The 24,982-nt window shown below is 41.2% G+C and carries 24 protein-coding genes; 3 read left to right on the top strand and 21 right to left on the bottom strand.

Annotated features, from left to right (window positions below; all coding sequences use genetic code 11):
* Positions 1-57: 57 nt before the first annotated feature.
* From EDC54_RS02435 to EDC54_RS02405, 7 genes are all read right to left on the bottom strand, one after another.
* The gene (locus EDC54_RS02435) at positions 58-636 is read right to left on the bottom strand and encodes a chorismate mutase (RefSeq protein ID WP_132453628.1); all 579 of its coding nucleotides are present in this window, start codon (positions 634-636) and stop codon (positions 58-60) included.
* Positions 637-1,036: 400 nt separating this feature from the next.
* Entirely contained in the window at positions 1,037-3,160 is a 2,124-nt protein-coding gene (locus EDC54_RS02430; protein ID WP_132452872.1) for a YjbH domain-containing protein, read from the bottom strand.
* Positions 3,157-3,939, bottom strand: a complete 783-nt coding sequence (locus EDC54_RS02425; RefSeq protein ID WP_132452870.1) for a capsule biosynthesis GfcC family protein — start codon at positions 3,937-3,939, stop codon at positions 3,157-3,159. Before EDC54_RS02425 ends, EDC54_RS02430 begins: the two co-directional genes overlap by 4 nt.
* Before the next feature lie 9 nt (positions 3,940-3,948).
* The gene (locus EDC54_RS02420) at positions 3,949-4,626 is read right to left on the bottom strand and encodes a YjbF family lipoprotein (RefSeq protein WP_196238429.1); all 678 of its coding nucleotides are present in this window, start codon (positions 4,624-4,626) and stop codon (positions 3,949-3,951) included.
* Between the two features lie 75 nt (positions 4,627-4,701).
* Positions 4,702-4,971: a hypothetical protein gene (locus EDC54_RS02415; RefSeq protein ID WP_132452868.1), complete on the bottom strand. Its 270-nt coding sequence runs from the start codon at positions 4,969-4,971 to the stop codon at positions 4,702-4,704.
* A gap of 425 nt (positions 4,972-5,396) precedes the next feature.
* The gene (gene gndA, locus EDC54_RS02410) at positions 5,397-6,803 is read right to left on the bottom strand and encodes an NADP-dependent phosphogluconate dehydrogenase (RefSeq protein ID WP_132452866.1); all 1,407 of its coding nucleotides are present in this window, start codon (positions 6,801-6,803) and stop codon (positions 5,397-5,399) included.
* 216 nt (positions 6,804-7,019) lie between these two features.
* Positions 7,020-7,916, bottom strand: a complete 897-nt coding sequence (locus EDC54_RS02405) for a sugar phosphate nucleotidyltransferase (protein ID WP_132452864.1) — start codon at positions 7,914-7,916, stop codon at positions 7,020-7,022.
* A 223-nt stretch (positions 7,917-8,139) separates the two neighbouring features.
* On the opposite strand from EDC54_RS02405, the gene rfbA (EDC54_RS02400) reads away from it, so the two are divergent.
* The 3 genes from rfbA (EDC54_RS02400) to rfbD are packed head-to-tail and all read left to right on the top strand — an operon-like array spanning position 8,140 to position 10,392.
* The gene (gene rfbA / locus EDC54_RS02400; RefSeq protein ID WP_132452862.1) at positions 8,140-9,009 is read left to right on the top strand and encodes a glucose-1-phosphate thymidylyltransferase RfbA; all 870 of its coding nucleotides are present in this window, start codon (positions 8,140-8,142) and stop codon (positions 9,007-9,009) included.
* A 1-nt stretch (position 9,010) separates the two neighbouring features.
* Positions 9,011-9,550: a dTDP-4-dehydrorhamnose 3,5-epimerase gene (rfbC, locus tag EDC54_RS02395; protein ID WP_132452860.1), complete on the top strand. Its 540-nt coding sequence runs from the start codon at positions 9,011-9,013 to the stop codon at positions 9,548-9,550.
* Positions 9,547-10,392: a dTDP-4-dehydrorhamnose reductase gene (gene rfbD / locus EDC54_RS02390; protein WP_132452858.1), complete on the top strand. Its 846-nt coding sequence runs from the start codon at positions 9,547-9,549 to the stop codon at positions 10,390-10,392. Before rfbC ends, rfbD begins: the two co-directional genes overlap by 4 nt.
* Positions 10,393-10,449: 57 nt before the next feature.
* Here the strand turns inward: rfbD and EDC54_RS02385 are convergent, their stop codons facing one another.
* The 14 genes from EDC54_RS02385 to wzc form a co-directional block, all read right to left on the bottom strand.
* Entirely contained in the window at positions 10,450-11,409 is a 960-nt protein-coding gene (locus EDC54_RS02385; RefSeq protein ID WP_132452856.1) for an NAD-dependent epimerase/dehydratase family protein, read from the bottom strand.
* 10 nt (positions 11,410-11,419) lie between these two features.
* Positions 11,420-12,163 (bottom strand): glycosyltransferase family 2 protein, encoded by a 744-nt coding sequence (locus tag EDC54_RS02380; RefSeq protein ID WP_230514448.1) that lies wholly within the window; start codon positions 12,161-12,163, stop codon positions 11,420-11,422.
* Positions 12,164-12,502: 339 nt separating this feature from the next.
* Positions 12,503-13,519: a UDP-glucose 4-epimerase GalE gene (galE, locus tag EDC54_RS02375; protein ID WP_132452854.1), complete on the bottom strand. Its 1,017-nt coding sequence runs from the start codon at positions 13,517-13,519 to the stop codon at positions 12,503-12,505.
* Between the two features lie 54 nt (positions 13,520-13,573).
* Positions 13,574-14,740: a nucleotide sugar dehydrogenase gene (locus tag EDC54_RS02370; protein WP_132452852.1), complete on the bottom strand. Its 1,167-nt coding sequence runs from the start codon at positions 14,738-14,740 to the stop codon at positions 13,574-13,576.
* 138 nt (positions 14,741-14,878) lie between these two features.
* Positions 14,879-15,625 (bottom strand): glycosyltransferase family 2 protein, encoded by a 747-nt coding sequence (locus EDC54_RS02365; RefSeq protein ID WP_132452850.1) that lies wholly within the window; start codon positions 15,623-15,625, stop codon positions 14,879-14,881.
* 41 nt (positions 15,626-15,666) lie between these two features.
* Positions 15,667-16,452 carry a glycosyltransferase family 2 protein gene (locus EDC54_RS02360; protein ID WP_132452848.1) on the bottom strand — a complete coding sequence of 262 codons (786 nt, stop codon included), beginning with the start codon at positions 16,450-16,452 and terminating at the stop codon, positions 15,667-15,669.
* Between the two features lie 62 nt (positions 16,453-16,514).
* Entirely contained in the window at positions 16,515-17,546 is a 1,032-nt protein-coding gene (locus EDC54_RS02355) for an EpsG family protein (RefSeq protein WP_165904249.1), read from the bottom strand.
* A 42-nt stretch (positions 17,547-17,588) separates the two neighbouring features.
* Positions 17,589-18,539, bottom strand: coding sequence for a glycosyltransferase family 2 protein (locus EDC54_RS02350; protein ID WP_132452845.1), 951 nt, complete (start codon positions 18,537-18,539; stop codon positions 17,589-17,591).
* Between the two features lie 48 nt (positions 18,540-18,587).
* The gene (locus tag EDC54_RS02345; protein WP_132452843.1) at positions 18,588-19,838 is read right to left on the bottom strand and encodes an O-antigen translocase; all 1,251 of its coding nucleotides are present in this window, start codon (positions 19,836-19,838) and stop codon (positions 18,588-18,590) included.
* Complete coding sequence (locus EDC54_RS02340) at positions 19,835-20,947, bottom strand: DegT/DnrJ/EryC1/StrS family aminotransferase (RefSeq protein ID WP_132452841.1); 1,113 nt, start codon at positions 20,945-20,947, stop codon at positions 19,835-19,837. Before EDC54_RS02340 ends, EDC54_RS02345 begins: the two co-directional genes overlap by 4 nt.
* Positions 20,944-21,411 (bottom strand): acyltransferase, encoded by a 468-nt coding sequence (locus tag EDC54_RS02335; RefSeq protein ID WP_132452839.1) that lies wholly within the window; start codon positions 21,409-21,411, stop codon positions 20,944-20,946. Before EDC54_RS02335 ends, EDC54_RS02340 begins: the two co-directional genes overlap by 4 nt.
* Entirely contained in the window at positions 21,389-21,808 is a 420-nt protein-coding gene (locus EDC54_RS02330) for a sugar 3,4-ketoisomerase (protein WP_132452837.1), read from the bottom strand. The genes EDC54_RS02335 and EDC54_RS02330 overlap by 23 nt, the downstream gene beginning before the upstream one ends.
* 10 nt (positions 21,809-21,818) lie before the next feature.
* The gene (gene rfbA, locus EDC54_RS02325; protein ID WP_132452835.1) at positions 21,819-22,688 is read right to left on the bottom strand and encodes a glucose-1-phosphate thymidylyltransferase RfbA; all 870 of its coding nucleotides are present in this window, start codon (positions 22,686-22,688) and stop codon (positions 21,819-21,821) included.
* Between the two features lie 113 nt (positions 22,689-22,801).
* Positions 22,802-24,970 carry a tyrosine-protein kinase Wzc gene (gene wzc / locus EDC54_RS02320; RefSeq protein ID WP_132452833.1) on the bottom strand — a complete coding sequence of 723 codons (2,169 nt, stop codon included), beginning with the start codon at positions 24,968-24,970 and terminating at the stop codon, positions 22,802-22,804.
* Positions 24,971-24,982 lie beyond the last annotated feature (12 nt).

The raw sequence follows: 24,982 nt of genomic DNA, 5'->3' as shown, positions 1-24,982 counted from the left end.
TCTTGCCGCGCTCCCCCGGAATGGTCGCATCGCCCCCTTGCCAGAAGGGGGAAGCCATCATCTTTTTTGTTCATCCGTCCCTGTGTTATCGGGTTTAATTTGACTTAATGCCGCATAAATCTGACGTTTGTCGCTCGGTGACAGGTGCTCAACATTGATCGAAGCGAGAAAGGCGGCCTCCTGCTGGGGCGTAAAATGCCCGCCATGTTCAAGGTAGCGCTTGATACTGGTGAGCAGTTGCTCATCAATCGTGAATAAGGCAGGTCGAATCGAGTCGTTCAATGATAAGGGCGTCCAGTCATTTTCAGGTGTTGCAAGCCAGTCAGCCATATAACGATACTGGATGGCTTTACTGCCATTCATTAATGAAATAAAGAACGATTGCGTACTCTGGGGAGATAAACCAACGGCGGAAGACTGCTCCCGTACCTTGCTCAAAATACGCGCCTCTTGTTTCTGATCTTCAACCGGCAGGTGCTGACGCGCTTTATAGCCCGCCACATCCTTCATCAGCGACATCCTCTCTTCAATGAGTTGGTAGATATCAAGAGGATTGTTCTGGGCCGCCGCATACAGGGGAGCACACCAGACAGCGCTCATCATTAACGAGATAATTGCGGGAATGGGTAAATTCATACGACTGTTCTCTCTTGTTAACATCACGATGAAGTTCAAAAGATATTTTTTCGCCATCACGGCTAAAGGAATAATAGAGATTGGCAGTGTGAACATACCATGACAAAAATTTTTTCACCGTTACCAGCGAGAAACATTGATGGGGAAGCACCGCCACGCCTTCCGCGACATGCGCAATTAACATGTTAAATAACAAGCCGTTTTCTGGACGAGATTGAGTGTGGAGTGGTTGGCGCGTTGTGATTTAAGATACAAACCATCGCAAAATTAAACAATTTACGTAGGTGACTATCGGGGAAAATAGCGGCTTTCGCCGATTAAGGGAAACGGGTACAAAAAAGCCCGCCATCGCGCTCGGCCATGACGGGCTTGTTGATTCACGATTAACCGATGGCGTTAATCAATGATCGGTGACGCCATACAACGGATTACGGCGCTGCAACATCTGACCGCCATCGCGCGTTAACGGTACCCAACCGACAGCACCGCGTTTCACCGTGGGTTCGGTGAACAGCAGATCGAACGGTATGGAAATGTAGAAGCCTTTGGTAAAGCTCCCTTCACCATACTCGCTGGAACTGACATCGGTTTTCGTTGCGAAGGCGCCCGCCACGATACCGCTGTCAAAGCGGCGTGACAGATCGACCGTCACCCCTTTGTCCCCAGCCAGATAGCGCCCCACGCTCACTTTCGCCACCGCTCCCTCGACGTACGGCAGTTCCCAGTACGCGGTCAGGTGGCCGGTGACGACATCGTAGTCGGCCATCTTCATGGTGTCGTTCCAATCACGCTGTTTGGCATAGTTCACATCCAGGCCAAGCGCCCAGCTTTTACCGAATGGCCGGTACAGCACCTCAGACCCGACACCCGCATACATCATTTCCAGATAGCCGCCATAAACCTGGGTATACCAGTCCTGTGCCGGATTATCCCGACGGGTTAACTGCAAATTGGTCAACAACAGATCTGAGGAGGTCACGTATTCACGCACCCAGGTCCTCACGCGCGGCAACGCCGCACCGTCCGCGGGGGGCGTTTTATAGTTGAACTTGTCGTAGTTATTCACCAGATTCAGGGTCGCGCTTCCCCCTACGCTCCAGTGGTCGCTCAGGCGGTAGTCTGCGTTACCTCTCAGGGCGACCTGATACATATAGAAGGATTCAGCTCCGCCGAAAGACTGCGTTAAGGTCGGATCCAGCGAGTAGGTCAGACGATCGGGATCCGCACGCCACACCTGCTGCCCACGCACCGCGGAAACGGGCTCTTCACGATGCGTTTCCGGCTCAGGTTGACCAAGCGGAACCGCCGCCTGCTGAACCTGATGGAAAGCGTTGGCATCCACTTCGGTACTGGCAATCGGCAAACGCAGGCTGCGCTGAACAATGTGGTACTCCTCGATACTGCCCGGTACATGGTTTGCTAATATCGTAGCAGCACGCTGTGTCGCCAGATCCCTGTCACGATATTTCGTCTGATCGGCAACAATCGTGACCTGTTTTTGGTCCGCGTAGATGTCGGCATCCTTAAAGCCGGCTTTATCATTGAGCGTCTTCGATACCAACTGCCAGTTTGTCCCTTTGTCATCACGTACCGGCGCATACACGGGCGGCGCATCATCCACATGATTCGGTCTCAGGGTGTCGAAGTTGGTGCGCAGCGTCAATCCCCACATCAGCGTATTGCCACGCTGCCACGATAACGTGGTATCCAGAACATCGCCTACGCGGTAGACCGCGCCGATGTTAAAGGGGGAATCCTGATTAATTCGACCCGCGCTTTCACGGCTGTAGTCATTGCCGTCATATTCCAGTTTAAACCGCAGCGGATCCCACGGCGTCTGGTACTCGATGCCGCCAAACACCGCGGCTGGACCGTGAAAAAAGTTTTCGACTTCAAACTGCCCGCCGCCAGTTTTGAAACTGTCACTACGTCGGCAGAAACTGTCTTTCAGCGAACAGGCCGGATTCTTAACATTGCCGCTTTCGGCCATATTTCCCCAGCCCATGCCGAGCGTGAAATCAAATGGCCCCAGCCGCTTGCTGGCCACCAGATATTCGCTATCAAACAGACCGGTTCCGGCGATATCCCGGAAGCCTAAAGAAACATCCGGCAGCCAATAACTCTCTTGCCACAGGCGGGCTTTAAGGTCGAATCCCTTGTCTTTATAAGTTTGGTCACCGCTAAAATCCGGATCGTTACTATAAAGGCGAGTGCGGACATCGGTATAACGGACCGTCGCCTCCAGCCAGTCAAAGAGCTGAAGCGACACGGAATAACGCCGGTACTCTTCGTTATCACGATAGTTCAGGCTAAATTCGCCGGTATCCGCCATACGCGCCGTCGGCATTTGCAACAGCCCCGTCCCGCCGAAGTCTGACTGCGAAACCCCGGCTGGCTGGAAACGCGCGTTCAAATTTGTTTCAGTACGGCTGCGTTCTGTTTCCGCCGCCATCGCCTGCGCACTCAAGATACTGCCAATCGCCAGCGACAGACAGCCTAGTTTAACGTTTCTGTTCTTTGTCATTCGAGTGGAGTCCGGTTAGCAAGGTAGTCAGCAAGCTGATCGTTAAGTGATGACATCTCCTGCGGTAACACCGAAGGGTTAAAACCAATAAAAAGCATTTCACCCGCTGCGGGCTCAATATGTCGGCGGTTCCACAGCGCCAGAGGCACTTTGCGCCACTCGCCGTTTCCCCCAATCAGATAACCGAAGCTATTATCCGCGCCAGCCAAGCGCCGTCGACCAGAGAGGTAATTCTCGACCGACCACCCGGCACGCAACGCCACTTTTCCCGACGTTTCCAGTTCGCCCACATCAGCGGAGGTATTCACCAGACCAATCAGTGACAGTCGGTCATCATGGGGCGCCACATACAAGGCATACTCCCCGACCAGAGGACGATTATTTTCGATATGGACACGCACGCGGTCAGGATCCAGATCGGTTGGAAGACGCCCGGCAACATTGATCGGGTTCAGGGTTTTTCTCAGAAGCCAGGCGGAAATCGCCAGTTCGCCATCCCCTGAATTGCGCCAACGCGTTTCCAGCTCCGCCAGCTTTTGTAACAGAACATCACCCTGTGCCCGCACTTTTTGCGTAGTCGCAAAATCAGAAATAAACGCCGTTTGCCAGTTTATATTCTGCGGCCAGGGAATCTGTTCGTAAAATTTTTCAAGACGCGTACCGTCATCCAGTTTAACGACGGCGATCGTTTGCTGCGGCGATTTCACCGTCAACTGCGCTGCCGTCGCGACGCCGGAAACCAGCATCAACAAGGTCACGATACGATTGAGTACCAACATTACAGCCCCTTATTGTACGTAAGGTTTTAAGACGGTGAACGTCACCAACGCCATACCCGGACCCATATACTGCTGGCTCTGCACCACCTGTCCGTCATTCGGATCAAGCCAGTAATGATTGGTGTACGATTCATTCAGACCAAGAACGGTAACCCGCTCATCAAAACGCAACAGCTCACGCGAGGTATCCAGAATTTTTATCGTTTCTTTACCACGCGCCTGAAACACGGACCGGATATCGTAACCGCCCCGGAAGACCTGAGCCCACTCAACCCGGCTTTGCCATGTCATCGGCGTGGATGGTTTCAGCAACCCCAATGCCAGAGGATCCTGCTCCAGATTATCCACATAGGTAATGTCTTCACCGAAGCCCTGCGTTTTCACCAAACGTCCATGCCGGGTCGAAACCATGTTTTTATCGGCCCCAATCCATTTCAATTGGTTCTGCTCGGCAAAAGCCAGCACGACAAACGCCTGTGGCGCCTTCCCAACTTTCAGATAGGCGGACGCGTAAGGGGTATCAGCCACCTGTTTAGCCGTCACGTAGGTATCATCCTGTCCAATGAAAGCCAGTTTGAAGGTCTTCCCTAATGAATTCATATTTTGGGAACAACCCGCCAGCAGCATGGATAAAAGAGGTATGGCAATCAGTGTGTTCACGTTTGCCATTCGTTTTATTTTTGTCATGGAATGCAGTTCTCGTTGAACAGCGTAGTCTGGAAAAAGAAAGGCCACCGAAGTGGCCTTAGGATAGAAACGGAATTAACGGGTACCCGTCGTCGTCGTCGTTCCCGTACCTGCGCTACCGTTGTCGTCATTTTCAGCAACAGCAATAGCCACACCAGCAGCAACTGCGGCAGCAACACCAACAGCAACCAGACCGGTGCTTCCCGACGCAAAACCACTACCAGCCGCACCGGCAGCGCTTGCGCCGGTAGTAGAGGTAGCATTACTGCTAGAAACGCCATCAACAGCAAACGCATTTGACGACATGGCCAGAACGGCGGCCAGCGTGATTAACGTTTTCTTCATTACGATTTCCTTTTTTAACATGAAGTACTTCAGGGTGGAGTACCGTCGAAGAGACCATACTCCCTCCTTCTTTTCAGCCGGCTGAAGGTAAATAGACTCATTTCTCCTTGTTACCGGCTGTTACCGGGATCTCCCAGTAATGAGTTACAGTTAAATGGCGATGAAACCACCTCTGATAAGCATTACCAGAACGCAAAACTACAACTCAATTTTTGCAACACTGTTAAAAATAGCAAGATCCCGAAATAATAAACAGGCCATGCTCTTACTAAAAGTGCATATTCTTTTAATTAAACTTACAGTTTATCATAAAAAAGCCATCATTATCTGAATGATAACGATGGCCTCGTTCGTTAAGACAAAAAACGCCAGACAATCATTTATCTGGCGTTTTATTAACAAATCCTGCTACTCCGGCATAGAACTTATTCCAGCCACTCGGTGTGGAATACGCCGTCTTTATCGGTACGTTTGTAGGTATGCGCCCCGAAGTAATCACGCTGGGCCTGGATCAGGTTAGCTGGCAACACTGCCGAACGGTAACTATCGTAATAAGCGATAGCCGCAGAGAATGTTGGCGTCGGAATACCTTGCTGAACGGCATAAGCGACGACGTCACGCAGCGCCTGCTGATACTCATCCGCCACTTTCTTAAAGTAAGGCGCCAGCAGCAGGTTAGCAATATCGGCTTTCTGCTCATACGCATCGGTGATTTTTTGCAGGAACTGTGCACGAATGATGCAGCCGGCACGGAAAATCTTGGCGATCTCACCGTAGTTCAGATCCCAGTTGTTCTCATCGGATGCCGCTTTCAGCTGTGAGAAGCCCTGAGCATAAGACACGATCTTGCCCAGATACAGGGCACGGCGTACTTTCTCAACAAATTCAGCCTTATCTCCGCTGTATGTTTGAGCGGCCGGGCCAGTCAGTACTTTGGACGCCGCAACGCGCTGATCTTTCAACGAAGAAAGATAGCGGGCAAAAACGGACTCCGTGATCAGCGACAGCGGTTCGCCCAGATCCAGAGAGCTTTGGCTGGTCCATTTACCCGTGCCTTTATTGGCCGCTTCATCCAGGATCACGTCAACCAGATAGTTGCCCTCTTCATCTTTCTTCGTGAAGATATCCGCCGTGATTTCGACCAGGTAGCTACTTAGCTCGCCTTTATTCCACTCGGAGAACGTCGAAGCCAGCTCTTCGTTGCTCAGGTTCAACGCTTGCTTAAGCAATGCGTAAGCCTCGGCAATAAGTTGCATATCGCCATATTCAATACCGTTGTGCACCATTTTGACGTAGTGCCCAGCACCGTCGGCGCCAATATAGGTCACGCAGGCTTCACCGTCAGCGCGCGCGGCGATTTTTTCCAGAATCGGCGCGACCAGTTCGTAAGCTTCTTTCTGACCACCCGGCATAATGGAAGGCCCTTTCAGCGCCCCTTCCTCACCGCCGGAAACGCCGGTACCGATGAAGTTAAACCCTTCAGCAGACAGCTCACGGTTGCGGCGAATCGTGTCTTTATAGAAGGTGTTGCCGCCATCGATCAGAATATCGCCTTTTTCCAGATAAGGCTTGAGCGATTCAATCGTTTTATCGGTTGCTTCACCGGCCTTCACCATCAGCAGAATACGGCGGGGTTTTTCCAGGGATTCGACAAACTCTTCAACGGTGTAACTCGGCACCAGTTTCTTACCCGGATTTTCCGCGATCACTTCATCAGTTTTATCGGAAGAACGGTTAAAGATGGAAACGCTATAGCCACGGCTCTCAATGTTTAGCGCCAGATTGCGCCCCATCACCGCCATACCGACAACGCCAATTTGCTGTTTGGACATTAAAGCAACTCCTGTCTGAAGGATAACCTACCCGCAACGGCGCATGTTGCGCCCTTGCAGGCAATTAAAAACAGGGTGACATGGTAACTCAGCTTTGCGTGAGTGAATAGTGATTGGTTTAATCGCGGAAATCCCCGCAATGGGAACGTCTGGTCAGGAAAAAAAACCGCAGATCGATTCAACGATCTGCGGTTTTATCACTCGTTATACTCAGTATTACTTTTTAAGCAGCGCCTTAATGCTTTCTTTAAATTCGGCGCCGAACTCTGGATTACGCAATCCATAAGAGACGAAGGCCTGCGCATAACCCAGTTTGCGCCCACAGTTAAAGTTTTTGCCCGCCATCTGTACGGCATCAACCTGCGTGGTAGGAATTAACTCGGCAATCACATCCGTTAACTGAATACGCCCCCACGCGCCGGGTACCGCTTTTTCCAGCAACGGCCAGGCATCCGCCGTCAAGACATAACGCCCTACCGCAGACAAATCGGACCCTGTGGCTGAAGGCGCCTCAGGTTTCTCAATCATTGAGGTAATGGCCGATGCATCACCCGCTTTTGTCAATTGGGTTGCCGTCTCCACAACGGAGTATTCTGGCAGAACCTCATAAGGACGATGTTTCACCAATACCTGACTACGCCCGGTTTCTTCGAAGCGGGAGATCAACAACGCCAGATTATCTTTTGACTGATCGGCCGTGTTTTCATCCAGAACAACGTCCGGTAATACCACGACAAAGGGGTTGTCGCCGACAATCGGTTTGGCACAGGAGATCGCATGCCCCAGCCCCAGGGTTTCGCCCTGCCGCACGTTCATGATCGTCACGCCTTTCGGGCAAATAGACTGAACTTCGGCCAGCAGCTGGCGCTTAGCGCGCTCCTCAAGCAACGATTCAAGCTCGAACGAGGTATCGAAGTGGTTTTCAATCGCATTTTTAGACGCATGCGTTACCAACACGATCTCTTTAATCCCCGCATTGACACACTCGTTGACGATCTTCTCAATCACCGGGCGATCAACCAGCGGCAGCATTTCCTTCGGAATGGCCTTGGTCACTGGTAACAAGTTCATCCCTAAACCCGCAACAGGGATAATGGCTTTCAATGATGTCATGGATTGACTCTCTTCAATCTGATTATGTTGATTCGGCGTATCATTTTCATTTGGTAGCGTAATACCACAACGCCACGCATGACACTAAGATTACACCTAATCAGGTCTAAAGCGATCTCCGGTCGTGGTTTTTTCTGATGCCTCAGACAATTTGGGGTGTCGTGCGATATACTGCACGAATAACATTAAGTCATACTCGTTTAAACACAAAAGGTAGAAAAAGATGAAAGGGATTGTACTTGCGGGCGGAACGGGTACGCGGCTCTATCCAATTACTCGTGGAACATCCAAACAATTACTCCCCATCTATGATAAACCGATGGTCTATTACCCCATTTCGGTTCTCATGCTCGCGGGTATCCGTGAAATATTGATCATTACGACCCCCGAGGATATGCCTGCATTTCAGCGCCTTTTGGGCGATGGCAGCCGCTTTGGTATTGAGCTTAGCTATGCGATTCAGCCGAGTCCTGATGGACTTGCCCAAGCCTTCATTATTGGTGAGGAATTTATCAATCGCGAACGTTGCGCACTGGTGCTCGGTGATAATATCTATTTCGGCCAGAGCTTTGGCCAGAAACTCGAAACCGTGGCGGCAAGAGAAAAAGGTGCAACGATTTTTGGCTATCAGGTAACCGACGCCGAACGCTTTGGTGTTGTTGAATTCGATCGCGACTTCAAAGCGTTATCGATAGAAGAAAAGCCGGCGAAGCCGAAATCAAACTGGGCGGTAACCGGACTCTACTTCTATGACGAAAACGTCTTAGAGATGGCAAAACAAGTAAAACCGTCACTTCGCGGTGAATTGGAAATTACCGCCTTAAACCAAATGTATCTTGAGCAAGGTACGTTGAATGTAGAATTACTTGGTCGCGGCTTTGCATGGTTGGATACGGGTACACACGACAGCCTGATTGAGGCATCGCAGTTTATTCACACCATAGAAAAACGTCAGGGCTTTAAGGTTGCTTGTCTGGAAGAAATTGCCTTTAAAAAAGGATGGATAACAGCTCAGCAAGTTGCCGAGGAAGCAGCTGTGATGGCAAAAACCCCTTACGGACACTATCTCTCACGATTAATTGCAGAAAAATAAGATGCAGATTACTGATTCAAAAATTCATGGGGCAAAAATCATTCAGCCCAAAGTATTTGGCGACGCGCGTGGATTCTTTCTAGAAACCTACGAGAAAAAACGTTATCAAGACATGCTGAATATCAACCTGGACTTTGTGCAGGACAACCATTCCCGTTCCAGTAAAGGCGTCTTACGAGGTCTGCACTTTCAGAAAACCACCCCACAAGGGAAACTGGTTCGTGTTGTACGCGGCGAGGTTTTTGATGTCGCAGTCGATATTCGTCAGGACTCACCCACATTCGGGGAATGGAGCGGTGTAATTCTATCGGAAGAAAATAAAACTCAATTTTGGCTGCCACCCGGCTTAGCACATGGTTTTGTTGTGCTTTCTGATATCGCCGATTTTGAGTACAAGTGCACGGATTATTACGACCCGAGCGATGAAGGCTGCTTATTATGGAACGATCCGGAAATTGGTATTAAATGGCCAATTCAAACGCCACTGTTATCCGAGAAAGATAAGGCAGGAAAATTATTCAAGGAACTAATGGTAAAATGAAAATATTGCTGACAGGCGCAAATGGCCAATTGGGGCGCTGTTTCCAGGATCGTCTTCCTGTAGGATGGGAAATACTGGCAACCGGCTCTGGTGAGCTTGATATTACAGATATTAACCAAATCATGTGTTCGGTCACGCAATTTAAACCTGATGTTATCGTGAATGCCGCGGCCTACACCGCGGTTGACAAAGCGGAATCAGAACCGGATCGCGCTGAGAAAATCAATGTTACAGGGCCAGAAAATTTAGCTACCGTCGCCAACCAGCACGGCATTCGATTAGTTCATGTTTCCACCGACTATGTTTTCGATGGCACGGCAACAGAACCTTACAACGAAAATAGCCCTACAAACCCCCTAAGCGTTTACGGAAAAACCAAGCTTGCAGGCGAGCAAGCCGTAACACAAGCCTCCCCGGAAGCAATCATTGTGCGTACCGCCTGGGTATTTAGCGAATACGGTAATAATTTCGTTAAAACGATGCTCCGACTCGCCAAAGAACGGGATACATTAAGCATTGTTAACGACCAGCGCGGCTGCCCGACTTATGCTGGCGATTTAGCACTGGCGATTATTTCTCTTCTTAAGGAAAACGCAGAAGGTGGAATTTATCACTACTGTGGGGATAAGGAGGTAAGCTGGTATGAATTTGCTGAAGTGATTTTTAAAACTATAAGAAAGAAGAATGCTATCTCGCCGATACCTATATTAACAGCAATAAAAACCAGGGAATACCCTACACCGGCAAAGCGCCCGAAATATTCAGCATTAAACTGTTTGAAAATTAATGAACTGGACATTCCCCAATCAAACTGGTTGAAAAAAATCAATACGATTATTTAAAAAATAACCTGCCTTCGCGATCAAGGCAGGTATTATAGGATAATCTGATTTAGTAAACTAATTAGAAAATTCGTTTCTAACAGTTCTGGCAATACCTTCAGACAAAGGAACCGGCGCAACAAAATCAAAATCGCTAATAAAATCAGATTTGAATTGTGTTCTGGCACAAAATTTCTTAATACGAACACTACTAATAGGAAACTCTTTTCCCGTAATCTTACTTAATACGTCAAAACAGTAACCACCAAGCAAACCAATCGCATAGGGGACTCTAATATTGCTTTCCTTTCTTCCTAATGCCTTTGTTATTATTCCTGTCAACTCATTCATCGTAAAGTCGGGTTTATCAATATAATTAAATACATATTTACCGTTAGACAAGCCAACTACGTAATGAATGAAAGCAGCAATATTTTCGACGTATGCCATCGATTTTTGATTATTACCCGAACCAATCATCAAGAATTTACCAGATGCAATTTGTCGGAATAGGTTGTACACATTCCCACGATTGTTTTCTCCAAATACGACAGTTGGCCTAATTGTCACTAATTTATTTGTTGAATCATCAGCACACCATGCATCATATACATGTTCCGCTTCTAATTTTGATTTACCATAGTGATTAAATGGATGATACTCTCCACCTTCCCCAGTTTCTTTTTCTACGAATCCATAGACTGCAACAGATGATGTAAAAATAATATTTTTTATGGCATTTACTTTTGCCGCATCACAAACATTCCTTGCTCCATCAACATTCACATCGTAGTAAAGACTGATGGGATTTACATTATCTTTATGTTCAGCTGCAAGATTAATGATCGTATGAACATCTTTTAAAACAGGTATCAAAGTATCAATTTTAGTCACATCACAATATTCCCAGTGACTTGGGAATTCTTGTGATTTGTTTTTATCTAATATTTTGAAACTAAGATTTTCTTTCTTTAATCTTCTGGCTAAAACCGTACCAATGAAACCAGAACCACCTATAATAGCTATCGATTTATTCATATATTTACCTTTAATTTTTTCTTTTCTGTAACGCATAAAAAACATAACATAAAAAGAAATAGCATGACGCTATCAAGGAAAGATTAATTTCATTACGATAAACATTCCATTGCCAAAGCATAGACCTAAATTTATTACCAGACAAAGACGTCGGCGATACGCGATAGTATGCTAAATTTTCTTGTATACAATAGGCAAACTGAGCTTTTTGCATGATATTAAGCCACATGACATAATCCTCATGACCTATTTTCTTTTGATAGAACTTCCCTAATTTCTCAGCATTATAAGCCCCCGTCAGGTTACCAATAAAATTACTTTTCAGCATATCTTTATAAGTGATTTTTTCAGGGGAGACTCTACTAACGCCGAGACCAAGATCAACAGAAGAAAAGAATGTTTCATAATTTGAGCATACGACATCATAATTTTTATTAAAATAGCAATACTGTTTCTCTAACTTATCATCTCGCCAAATATCATCGCTATCTATAAATGCAATATACTTTCCATGGGCAATTTCAATAGCTTTGTTCCTGGCTTCAGCAACACCTGAATTTCTCTCCGTTTTCATACAGATAATTCTAGAATCAAAATAACTGCTGATAATATCTTTGGTATTATCAGTTGAGCAATCATCAACTATATATAACCTAAAATTGCCAAAAGATTGTTTTAAAACAGACTGAACACTATTATCTAATGTTAACCCTGCATTATATGCAGGCATTATAATAGAAAACGTCTCGTCCATATATGCTCTCGAAATATTAAAGTGCGAAATTATGATAGCATTCTTACATTCATCAAAATATGAGTGAATTTTGCTAAAATCTCCTTGCAATCCCATATCCAGAAGAGGCTTTCATAACATCAGGTTGCTGAGGCAGTAAGGTCTATTTGCTCTTTTCCATGCAATATATTTTTATTTCCACAATAATAATTAAAATCCTTGATAATAACTTGAAAAAAATCTTCGATTAAAAATAATACTACGATATCAATCTACAATAAAAAAGTCCAACTAATTTAGAATCATTATTTGCTACACAAAAGAAACCAGCTGAGTAGCTTACGCAAAAAGCCGCATAGGTCAACCAGAATATCCATTAGGATTATTTTTTTGCCATCTCCATGTGTCATTCATCATTTCTTCTAATCCGCGTACAGCTCGCCAATTCAATTCAATGTGTGCAAGCGAAGGATCAGACCAACATTCTGCAACATCACCATCACGACGAGATATAATCCTATATGGTATCTTCCTCTCAGAGGCCTTTTCAAAGGCCCTAATTATCTCCAGAACTGAATATCCTTTACCTGTTCCTAAATTATAGGTTTTCAAACCTTTAACTCTATCGCTGATTCCTAATGCTTGCAAGTGCCCTTCAGCCAAATCCATCACATGGATATAATCCCTTACACCAGTTCCATCAATTGTTGGATAGTTTCCACCATAAACTAGCAACTCTGGTAATTTTCCAACAGCCACCTGTGAAATATAAGGAACAAGATTATTTGGGACATCTCTAGGATCTTCGCCAAGCAAACCTGATGAATGAGCACCAACAGGATTAAAATAACGTAAAGCGATTACAGAAAAATCATCATCGGACAGGCAAAGATCTCTCAAAATTAACTCAGAGACGTATTTAGAAGTACCGTATGGATTGCTTGTTCCTCCAACTTTACAATTCTCATTCAACGGAATATTTTCTGGTTCGCCATAAACCGTTGCTGAAGAACTAAAAATTAAGGATTTTACATTATGCTTAACCATTTCGTCTAAAAGAGAAAGCATACCAATTAAATTATTATTATAATATTTAAGAGGGAATTTTACAGATTCACTCACTGACTTTAACCCAGCAAAATGGATTACGGAGTCTATTTTATTCTCTGAAAATATTTTAGTGAGCAAGCATTTATCACAAACATCACCTTTATAAAAAATGATATTTTTTTTTGTAATGCCTTCTACACGCTTAAGTGCTTCAGGAGATGAATTGAAAAAACTATCAATAACAACGACTTCCTTACCACTGTTCAATAAAGTCAACACAGTATGTGAGCCAATATAACCCGCTCCGCCAGTAACCAGAATAGCCATACTTACCCCATAAAATAAAAGCGGTTATGATTAAAAATCAACGATTAAAAAATATCAATCCTCTCCAAATATATCACGTGTATAAACTTTACCAGAAACATCGCGTAACTCTTTTGAATTTCGGTTAGACAAAATCACATCAGATATTTTTTTAAATTCAGAAAAGTCCCGTATCACACGTGAATTGAAGAAACTGTCATTTTCAAGCTTAGGTTCATAAATAACAACTTCAATTCCCTTAGCCTTAATTCTTTTCATAACCCCCTGAATAGCAGAAGTCCGAAAATTATCTGAACCGGCTTTCATTACCAAGCGATACACTCCTACAACATTAGGAGATAGTTTAATAATCGAGTCTGCAATAAAATCTTTACGTGTTCTATTTGCTTCTACAATAGCATGTATAATGTTATTAGGAACACTTTCATAATTAGCTAACAGTTGCTTTGTATCTTTCGGTAGACAATATCCTCCGTAGCCAAAAGAGGGATTATTGTAGTGGCTCCCAATTCGAGGATCTAAACCAATACCCTCAATAATCTGCCTGGTGTCCAGGTTATGAGTTTGTGCATATGTATCTAATTCATTGAAATAAGCAACACGCATTGCAAGATAGGTATTAGCGAATAATTTAATTGCCTCTGCTTCGGTAGAATTAGTATATAAGACTTTAATATCTTTCTTATTCGCTCCTTCAATTAATAACGATGCAAAAATTTCAGCACGCTCTGACTGCTCACCAATAACAATGCGAGATGGGTACAAATTATCATATAAAGCTTTACCCTCCCTCAAAAACTCAGGTGAGAATATAATATTATCGCTTGAAAAAAATTCACGGATCTTTTTTGTATATCCAACCGGCACTGTCGATTTTATTATCATTGTAGCTTTTGGATTAATTTCCAACACATCTCTAATAACCATTTCTACTGATTCAGTATTGAAATAGTTTCTCTTTGGATCATAATCAGTTGGCGTGGCTATAATAATAAAATCAGCATTTTGATAAGCTGTATACTTATCAGTTGTTGCAGAAAAATTGAGACTTTTGTTTTTTAAGAAAAAGTCAATGTCTTTATCCTCAATAGGAGATATTTTTTCATTTAATAGATTTACTTTCTCTTCAAGAATATCCAAAGCAATAACATCATTATGTTGTGCCAACAACATAGCGTTAGATAGCCCAACATATCCTGTACCAGCAATTGCTATTTTCATATATTTAAACCCGAAAAATTGTTACATTTACCAAATAATAAAGCTGAATCTAAAAAATCATCATCCTACTTAACGATTAAAATATTTAATAAAAAAAGATTTAGCGCAGTTAAAGCAAAAGAAATAAAAGATTAGCTTTCAATTTAAAAACTTAATCAAACCTTTCTGAGCATACACAGAGAAATAATAAACAGATTTAATCCGGCTAAACCCAAGAACACGTCTATAGAAAATCCATTGGTGTTTAAGGATCTTGAATTTATTAGAAGATATACTATTTTTACTCATCCGATACAATGCTAATTCTTCCTGCAGGCAGTATGCAGCAGGATAAGACTTCAAAATACTAAGCCACAAGGCCATATCTTGCCTCTTTCGTATTAGAGGCATAAAACATTTACCTAAAATTCTGACATCATAGATAGCAGTCAAACAACCGATAACATTACTATAGAGCAATTTATTATAAGTTGTTACCATAGGCGGAATAAAACGCCCTATTACGTTGCCTTGCTCATCAATTTTCTTATACGCTGTATAGGTTAAAGCGTAATTATTATTACGCATAAAATTTATCTGTTTTTCTAATTTTTCAGGAAGCCAAAGATCATCACTATCTAAAAAAGCAATATAATCTCCCTTGGCAGCCTCTATGGATTTATTTCTCGAAAAACCAGCCCCCATATTTTTTTCATTTAAAAAAAACTTTATTCTGTTATCTATTTCTGAAAATTTTTTTAAAATTTCCAGCGTAGAATCATCTGAACAGTCATCAGTTACTATCAATTCCCAATTATTATAAGTTTGTAATAAAATAGAATTGATACTTTCTTCAAGAGTGCTCTCAGAATTGTACGTTGGCATTATTATAGAAACTAAAGACATAATTTATTCCAAAGGTAACATTAAATTTATAATGTATATTTTTAAGGATATCTGAACAGCGCTCGCTTTAGCACTACTTTGAATACTCTATTAAAACTCCCACTGAATGCATATTTAGGGAATTTTTTGATAAAAAAAGCAATTGCTAATAAACGACCTTTAAAGCCGAATATGCGTTTAAACATTTCTACTTTTGCAGCAATTTTATTTTCCGATGAAAAAAAATCAAGTCCAGATGAAAATGGAGGATGGTATGAAACGACTAAATCGGTTTGTAGAACACAAAAATTTTTTTTCAAAGCATCTGTTATAAAAATATACTCTTCACCAGAAGGAAGAGTTGTGCCAAGCCCAAACCGTCGATCGAACCTGATACCACTCTCTACAAGTTTTCTATTCATTAAAATATCAATAGAAGAAATACTTGCTGACGAAAACATATTGTGTTCTCTATATTTTTTATTTGTTTTTTTTATATTTACGTCATCAGAATGATTCAATACAAATACATCATAATTACAATTTTTCTCAATTAATTCACAAATTCTTTTAAAAGCATCATCATGAATTATAACATCATCATCCATGATCCATAAAAAATCTCCCACTGAATTTTCTAATGCCTTATTGCGACTAATAGAAAGACCAACCGCATCCATTTGGATATATCTTACGTTTGTTGAAGCCAAAACACTCTCATAAAAAAGTTGATACTCTACATTTTTATTATCTGTCACTTGATGAATAATCAAGTAATCCCAGTAATTAACTAAATTTATATTTTTTAACCCTTCATTCATAGTAGAAATAAGCACTTCTATTTTCATAATTTACTTCCGTCTAAAAATTTTAAATTCATTATATGAATTTCGCCTATGAAAAAGATGTTTTAATTAAATAAATAGATAGAGTAATTTGTTAAAAAATCTCTTATTGGATTATTTTTTGCCAAATACAACGTTGTATAGAATAAAAACAACCCGGACAATAAAAGAAAGGAAACCTGAAGCATTTTTATCTTTTTATCTTCAAAGATTACATTTGCAGCCGTCACATATGCTGCAGGAAATAGATAATAAGATATTCTTACTACATACTCACCAAAGCCCATCAGCATTATATAGACCAAGACAAAAACATAATATAAATTAAAGAAAAATCTCGCTTTATCAGTAATTAGATTTTTTCTTCCCAACCAGAAAAACCAAAAAAAAATAATACTTACATAACCTATTTTTTTGCCTGCCTCGATCATTCTATCTTCATCAAGATAAGAAGAATAACTTCCCAACAGGTAGGAAAAATTTAAAACAATCTGTGATGACAGATAAGCAATAACCATGAATATTAAATAAATATACCAAGGATATAATCGTTTTGAAAAAAATTTATATAATAAAAAAACAAAAGAAAATAAAAATGCTGAAGAATGAAATAAAATAGCTATTGCATAAAATAGAATGAAAAAGAAAAACCTTTTCTCTAGAAACATAATGGCTGCAATGCTAAAAAATCCAATAGCACAATACTGTCGCACATATCCAAAAGAGGTTAAATATGACAAAGGGAAAAGTATAAAAATTAAAAAAGCCAGCTCCGGATATTTTGTATTTTTCTTGCAAAGAAATGCAATGCAAAAAACATATAAAAAAGAAGTGATAATAAAGAAAAACTGTGGGTAACTAATACTTTTAGAATAAGTAATAATATTTCTTGGTAAAAACTCTAAATTCCCATAGTAATAAAGATCATTCAACATCGCATAATAAGTAAAGAAATCATTACCCGCATCATACCGAACAGCTGAAAAAACAGCAGTTATTATAACAGGAATAATAAAAAAACAAGTCGTTGATTTAAACTTATATGACAAAAATAAATAAAATGAAACAATGAAAAGAAAACTAAAATAATATATCACATTTATCCTCACCATCAAAATCGAATTATTATAAATAATAACTCACTTTCCTCTAAGCTTCAAAAAAAAGTGGCTAGGTCCGTATGGTTTTAAAAATTTAGATAGCATAATAAAAAAGTTAGACACTGTATTCGCTTTATTATTAAATAAAAATGCAATCAATAGGCTTGATCTTAACCACAACAGTTTCCTAACATGTAAAATTCTCCCACCATATACTACATCATCTTTACATAGCTCATAATCGATTTTTAGCAAATCATGAATCAAATTGACATTAACCAGTCGCTTATCAGAATACATAATTGAATTACTTACTCTGTATAAAACCGTCTTCTGGTCCAAAAAAGAAAGCCGCCATCCATTTTTTGTAAATTTATACCATAATGGAAGATCTTCGATTAACCGAAATCTTTTATCCGCATATCCAATTTCTTCTAAAGCCTTTTTTCGGATAAAACTTGTCGGAGCAACCGCCAGATCACAAACACGCAAATACGTATTTTGTTTATGAGCGGATTCTTTTAAAATATCCGATTGAATCTTTGTTGGCAGAGTTTTTTTGAAAACTTTCATTCCCTGTTCTGAAAGAGAAAATGGTTGCATGTATGAGAATATAACACCTACATCAGGTTTTGCTGTTTTAGAAAAACCATAATTTTCAGCCAAACAATTTGGTAATAATATATCATCTCCAGCTATTGTTTTTATCCATTCAGCGGTAGCTGCTTTCCATGCTGTATTACAGTTTCCGGGAACCCCTAAGTTTTCCGGATTATTATAAAAGTGAACAGTAGAAAAAAATGCCGTCTTCTCTTTCAACCATTCATTTATAACTAATACAGTATTATCTTTCGATGCATCGTCACTTATTATTAACTCAATGTTTTTTGTACCATATGTTTGATTATATATACTATCTAATGTCTCCTTTACGGTACATTCAGAATTATACGTAATAACACATACTGAAATTAATTCCTGATTATTCATTTACTCTGGCCATCAATATAATAAAAACAATGGATAAAAAATTAAAAATTAACGCGCATATCGCCCGATGAAACTCACAACGAAAATAAAATAAAAAATATAATTCACTGCATAAGCTATGTTAGCCCCTTGTGCAGAATATAATGGAATAAAAAACCAGCTCAAAACAACTAAACTTAGAGAAAAAAAGATTTCTGTAGAAACGAACCATTTAGCCGCTCCACGAGATAACATAGGATAGGCATATAACCAGCTCGCAATTTTAATTACATCACCAATAAGTTGAATCGCGAAGAGATCTCTGGCTTCTCTAAATTCTTGAGTAAAGAGAATTTTAATGGCTATATCCCTAAATAAAAAAACACATAGCGCCATCAACGCAACAATTGGCAGAACGATCAGAGCGGTCTGATTAATTTCTTTCCTAATAACATCTAGTCCTTTTAAGGTTGATAATTTTGGCAGGTAATAGGTACTTAAAGCAATAGTGATAACGCCAAGATAAACCTCAGAAATCTTCCAAACTGCCTGCCACTGTCCAGCCGCCTGCCAACCTACATTGCTAATCAGAATGGTCCTTACTCCAATCAATGCAATAGGCACAGTTAAGGCGCTAGTGATTGCCATTAATATGTAACCACCGATTTTCTTTTTATGGTCTTTGTCGGTTTTACCCCACCAATAATGAAATTTAGCCCAAGGCAGATGCAACACGCTAAAGATCAAAACTAGTCCAATCAACCCTGATTGTATGGCCGCAGCTAGCAATGCCCCCTTTATACCAAAACTGATAATTAATGTAATCATTAATACACATGAAATTGCAGTTGATATCGCACCTAGTGCAATATAACGGCGATATTGTTGATGTCCATTAATTACTGAATTAACCAACGTACCAAGCGCCGCTATAGGTAATACTGCAGTTGCCGCCCATATGACCCACGCATAGCCAGCATCGGCAAGCAAAAGTTCGGACAAGATTGGCGCTAATAAAAATCCAGCAGGCATTAAAACGCAAAGTATAATAGCTAGCCACCATAAGCTAGCTTTCCACCAAGGAGTACATGCTTCCAGACCTTCTTTTTCAAATTCAGCAGTATAACGTACAATACAACTACTAACAGGGGCATTTACAATACCATTAAGACTCGTCACTATGCTTTGAATTTGACCTAACATAGCCATTCCTGATGGGCCCGTATAAATAGCAACTATCTTAGCAATAACAAACCCACTTCCCATTTTTGCTAATGTCAGTAGTCCACTAAAGAAGGTTACTGAGAGTAGCTTTTTCATCCCTGATACTCATTTAGCACTGAAATTATTTTTTCTACTTCTGTGTCTGATAACGTAGGTCCCATTGGTAAACTTAACACTTTTTTATGTATGGATTCAGTGATAGAAAAAGCACCTTCGCTAAAACCCCATTCTTTATAAGCATTTTGAAGATGCGGTGGCTTAGGATAATGGATTAACGTTTGGATTCCTCTATCTGTGAGATATTTTTGCAGGACGTTTCTGTTCTTACACTGAACGACAAAAAGGTGCCATACATGCTCATCTACAGATGCAGGAAGTGAAGGTAATGAAATCAAATTATTTTTAATACCAGTACAATAGGCTTCTGCTATTTTTTTTCTTCTATTATTCGTTTCATCCAAATATTTTAATTTCACCGCTAGAAAAGCCGCCTGAAGTTCATCTAGCCTGCTATTTACGCCTTGATAAAGATTTTCATATTTTTTATGTGAACCATAATTTCTTATCGCTTTTAATGCATCATTTAGTTCATCATCATTGGTTGTAATAACACCGGCATCGCCTAATGCACCAAGGTTCTTCCCCGGATAAAAACTAAACCCTGCAGCATCACCCCACGCTCCTGCTTTTTTATTATTTAACACCGCACCATGGGCCTGAGCGCAATCTTCAAGAACAAGAAGTTTATGTTTTGCTGCAATCTCCATTATTTCATCCATAGGACTTATTTGACCATAGAGATGTACAGGTAAAATAACTTTAGTCCTAGGTGTAATTGCTGCTTTTATAGACTCAGGAGATAAATTATAAGTGAGAGGATTAGGTTCAACTAATACTGGTGTTAACGAATTTTCAGTAATGGCTAAAACAGATGCAATATAAGTGTTTGCCTGCACAATAACTTCATCACCATCATTTAATTTCCCCAACTCTTTCCATGCTCTTAACGTTAAAACAAGAGCATCTAATCCATTAGCAACTCCTATTGAATATTTTGTCTCACAATAACGAGCGAACTCACTCTCAAAAGCAGACAGCTCATGCCCACAGATATACCAACCAGAATCCAATACTCTTGAAAAGGCAGCATTCAATTCATTTTTATAATTCGCATTAACTTCTTTAAGATCGAGAAAATTAATCATTTTTTATTTCCAATATATCTAATAACTCGAGCAGGGTTACCGACAACAACAGAATTTTCGGGAACATCTTTGGTTACAACAGCCCCTGCACCAACCATACTATTTTCACCAATTGTGACACCAGGAAGTATCGTTGCATTAGCTCCAATAGAAGCATTTTCCTTAATGATTGTTCTTAAAAAACTTTCGGGGTAAATTTTTGATCGGGGATTTTTATCATTGGTAAATGCAACGCAAGGTCCAATAAAAACATTATCTTCAATGGAAATACCATCCCATATGTAGACACCAGACTTTACCGTAACATTATCTCCAATAGTGACATCATTCTCTATTAATGTATGGGCACATATATTACAATTCTGGCCGATTACTGCACCTCGCAATATTACAGAAAACTGCCATATTCGAGTTCCATTTCCAATATTATTAGATTGAACATCACTTAATGGATGAATGAGCATTAGATTTTACCCTATCCAGAAAAACATCATAGTCACGAATGTAGTCTGTTTCATCATAAGATTGATCAGCGAGTACCATCAGAACACAGTCTTCAGAAAAGTCATACATCTCATGCCAAAAATGAGGTTCGATAACAATGCCTTGAGCAGGGTTATCGAGTACTACCTCAATTTTTTCTTGACCATCATCTAATAAAAATCGGCATGAACCACGGACAGAGATAGCAACCTGTTTTAAGGTCTTATGGGCATGGAACCCTCTTCGCACACCATCCTTAGTTTTAAACAAATAATACACACGCTTAATTTCAAATGGGATATTTTTACCCTGTTCTAGTGCAACTAATGCCCCACGCTCATCACCATGAGTTTGCAATTGTATAAGTTTTACTTTCATTAAGTCCGCCTCATGATTCTTTAACTAATCTCTCTAAGTACTGGCCATATTGATTCTTAATCAACCTGTTAGCTGCATCTATTAATTGTTTATCTGCCAACCAACCATTACGCCAGGCAATTTCTTCCAAACAGGCAATTTTCATCCCTTGCCTCTTCTCTACAGTTTCAACAAAAGTAGAGGCTTCAATTAAGCTATCATGCGTGCCTGTATCTAGCCAGGCAAAACCACGCCCCAAAAATTCAATCGATAATTGATCGCGCTCAAGATACATTTCATTAAGCGTTGTGATTTCTAGCTCTCCCCTTTCCGACGGGGTTATCTTTTTGGCAAAATCAACAACTTGATTATCATAGAAATACAACCCTGTGACAGCCCAATTTGATTTGGCTTTTTTAGGTTTCTCTTCTATGGATATAACTTTTTTATTTTCGTCAAATTCAACAACGCCAAATCTTTCTGGATCCATTACTTGATAACCAAATACAGTTGCACCTGTATTATTATTCGCAACCCGTTTTAATACCGGGCTAAAACCTTGACCAAAAAATATATTATCCCCTAACATCAAACTACAACCATCGCCAGCTAAAAATTCCTCCCCAATAATAAAAGCTTGTGCTAATCCGTCTGGTTTTGGTTGGATAGCGTAAGAAAGGTTAATACCAAAAGTTTCACCGTCACCCAATAATCGTTGAAAAGCGCCCAGATCTTCTGGTGTAGTAATAATTAAAATATCCCGAATTCCAGCCAGCATAAGGACAGACAGTGGATAATAGATCATTGGTTTGTCATAAATGGGCAGTAATTGCTTGGAAACACCTAATGTAATGGGATAAAGTCGCGTCCCTGAACCACCAGCGAGGATTATACCTTTCACGGCTAACTCCAATTAAAAATAAATTTTTGATAAATATCATCGAGAAATATTCAAAACAAACCGGACTTTTAATCCGGTTTCACTAAAATAGATTTCACATTAAAATAAAAATCTTAACCATTTTTTTCCGACTTATATTCATAGGCATAATAATTATAATTTCCATACCCGTAATAACTCGCCGCTCGTTTCACAATCGCATTCAGAATCACGCCTTTAATTTCCGTACCATTCTGCTCAAAACGACGGATACTGACTTCAACTTCTTTGAGCGTATTGACTTCAAAACGAGCAACCAATAACGAAGTCCCCGCATGACGACTAATAATCGCCGCATCAGTCACGGCCAAAATTGGCGGAGTATCCAACAACACCAGATCGTAATGATCGCCCGCCCATTTGATAAATTCAGCAAAACGACTGTGCATTAACAATTCAGACGGATTAGGTGGAATTTGTCCACGGGGAATAAATTCCATATTCCCAACCGCAGTTTTACGGATGCTTTTTTCAATAGCGATTTGCCCCGACAAAATATCGGAAAGCCCATCCGTTCCCTGACATCCCATCAGTTCATGTGCATAACCTTTACGCATATCACAGTCAACAATCAGTACTCGCTGCCCTGACTGCGCGACCACGGCTCCCAGGTTAGCACTCACAAAAGTTTTACCAATTGCTGGACTGGCGCCGGAAATCATCAGTACATTGTTTTTCGCTTCCATCATGGCGAAATGCAGGCTGGTGCGTAAGCTTCTGATTGCTTCGATCGCCAGATCGGCAGGGTTCCCCACAGCCAATAGTTCTGTCGAGCGCGTATTCGTTTTCTTCCCAATCAGAGCACGATCTTTCTTCTGTTGCCATTCTGATAGCGGTACGCTGGCGTACACGTTAATGCCTAACTCTTCCAATTGCTCTGGGCTTTCAATGCCTTTATGCAATATTGCTTTAATCACCACAAATGCAACAGAAATCATTCCGCCGACAATCATTGCCAATAGAACGACAAGCATTTTTTTCGGTTTAACGGGTTTTAGCTGCAGCGCCGCGGCATCAATAATGCGAACATTCCCTACCGTACTGGCTTTATTAATACTGAGCTCTTGCTGTTTGTTCAGCAATTGCATGTAAACTTCCTGCCCTACATTCACATCGCGCGTTAAGCGCAAAATTTCCTGTTGGGTCTTGGGCATAACGCTTACACGCTTGTTAATTTTATCGCGCTCTTCTTCCAGCGTTTTTCGTTTCTCCATCAGAGCACGATAAGCGGGATGTTCTTTGGTATAAAGTTTTGAAATCTCAGCTTCTTTAAATGTTAATTCATTTAATTGAGATTCAACCGAAACCATCGTATCCAGAACCGCTTTGGCTTCTAGTGACAAATCAACAGATTCATTTTTCTGGCGATAGCTGTTTAATTTGTTATCAGCGTCATCCAGCGTTAAACGCACATTCGGAAGCTGTTCTTTTAAGAATTCCAGGCTTTTACCTGCTTCTTCCGATTTACGCTCAACATTTTGCTGTAAATAATTCTGACCGATGCTATTCAAGATCTTATTAGTTAACTCTGGATCCTCGCCTTCATAGCTAAGCGACAGCACGCCGGTATCTTTACCTTTGTCTGCAACCGTCAGATCCTCCAATATATTATTGATAGCTGTAATTGTATTAAGCTTTGTCAGACGAAAAACGGTGCCCTCTTCTGCTTTGATGTCACTAACCAATATAGATAAGCCATTGTGCTTCTCAATTTGTCCGACTTTTCCATCAAACTTGACAGCATCAGCCGCCTCTATCGAATAGTTCTGACTATCAATAATGCGTAATTCAATGGTCTCATCCTGCCAGGATGGAGGAACTTCAAGTCTTGATACCGCGATCTTTCCCGGTTCTTCTTCAGATAAACGAGCAAACCCTTTACCGAAAACCGGAAAATATTTCTGCTGAACAGAAATATCCAGCGCCAAATCATTAACGGTTTTACCAAGCACCATACGAGACTTAATCAGCTCAATTTCTGCTGCTGACTCTGGCTTGGCATCAGGCAAAACACTGGAAATATCTTTCAGTAAAGAATTTCCTGAACTTTGCTCAACTTGAATTAACGCGTCAGCCTTATAGATCGGCGTTGCGAAAGTAGCATAAAGAATACCGATAATCGTGAATAATGCAGTAACGCCAATAATTAACCAGCGATGATCTAGCAATGTCCCCAACAGACGCCCTAAATCAATTTCATCCGTGTTCGTTTCGGGGGTCTTAACTGAAATTTTCTCTGCCATGGAGTTCCCTGA

Source organism: Samsonia erythrinae (assembly GCF_004342665.1).
GTDB classification, from domain to species: Bacteria; Pseudomonadota; Gammaproteobacteria; order Enterobacterales; family Enterobacteriaceae; genus Samsonia; species Samsonia erythrinae.
The sequence above is the reverse complement of the archived record's forward strand: the minus strand, read 5'-3'. Positions and strand labels throughout refer to the sequence as shown.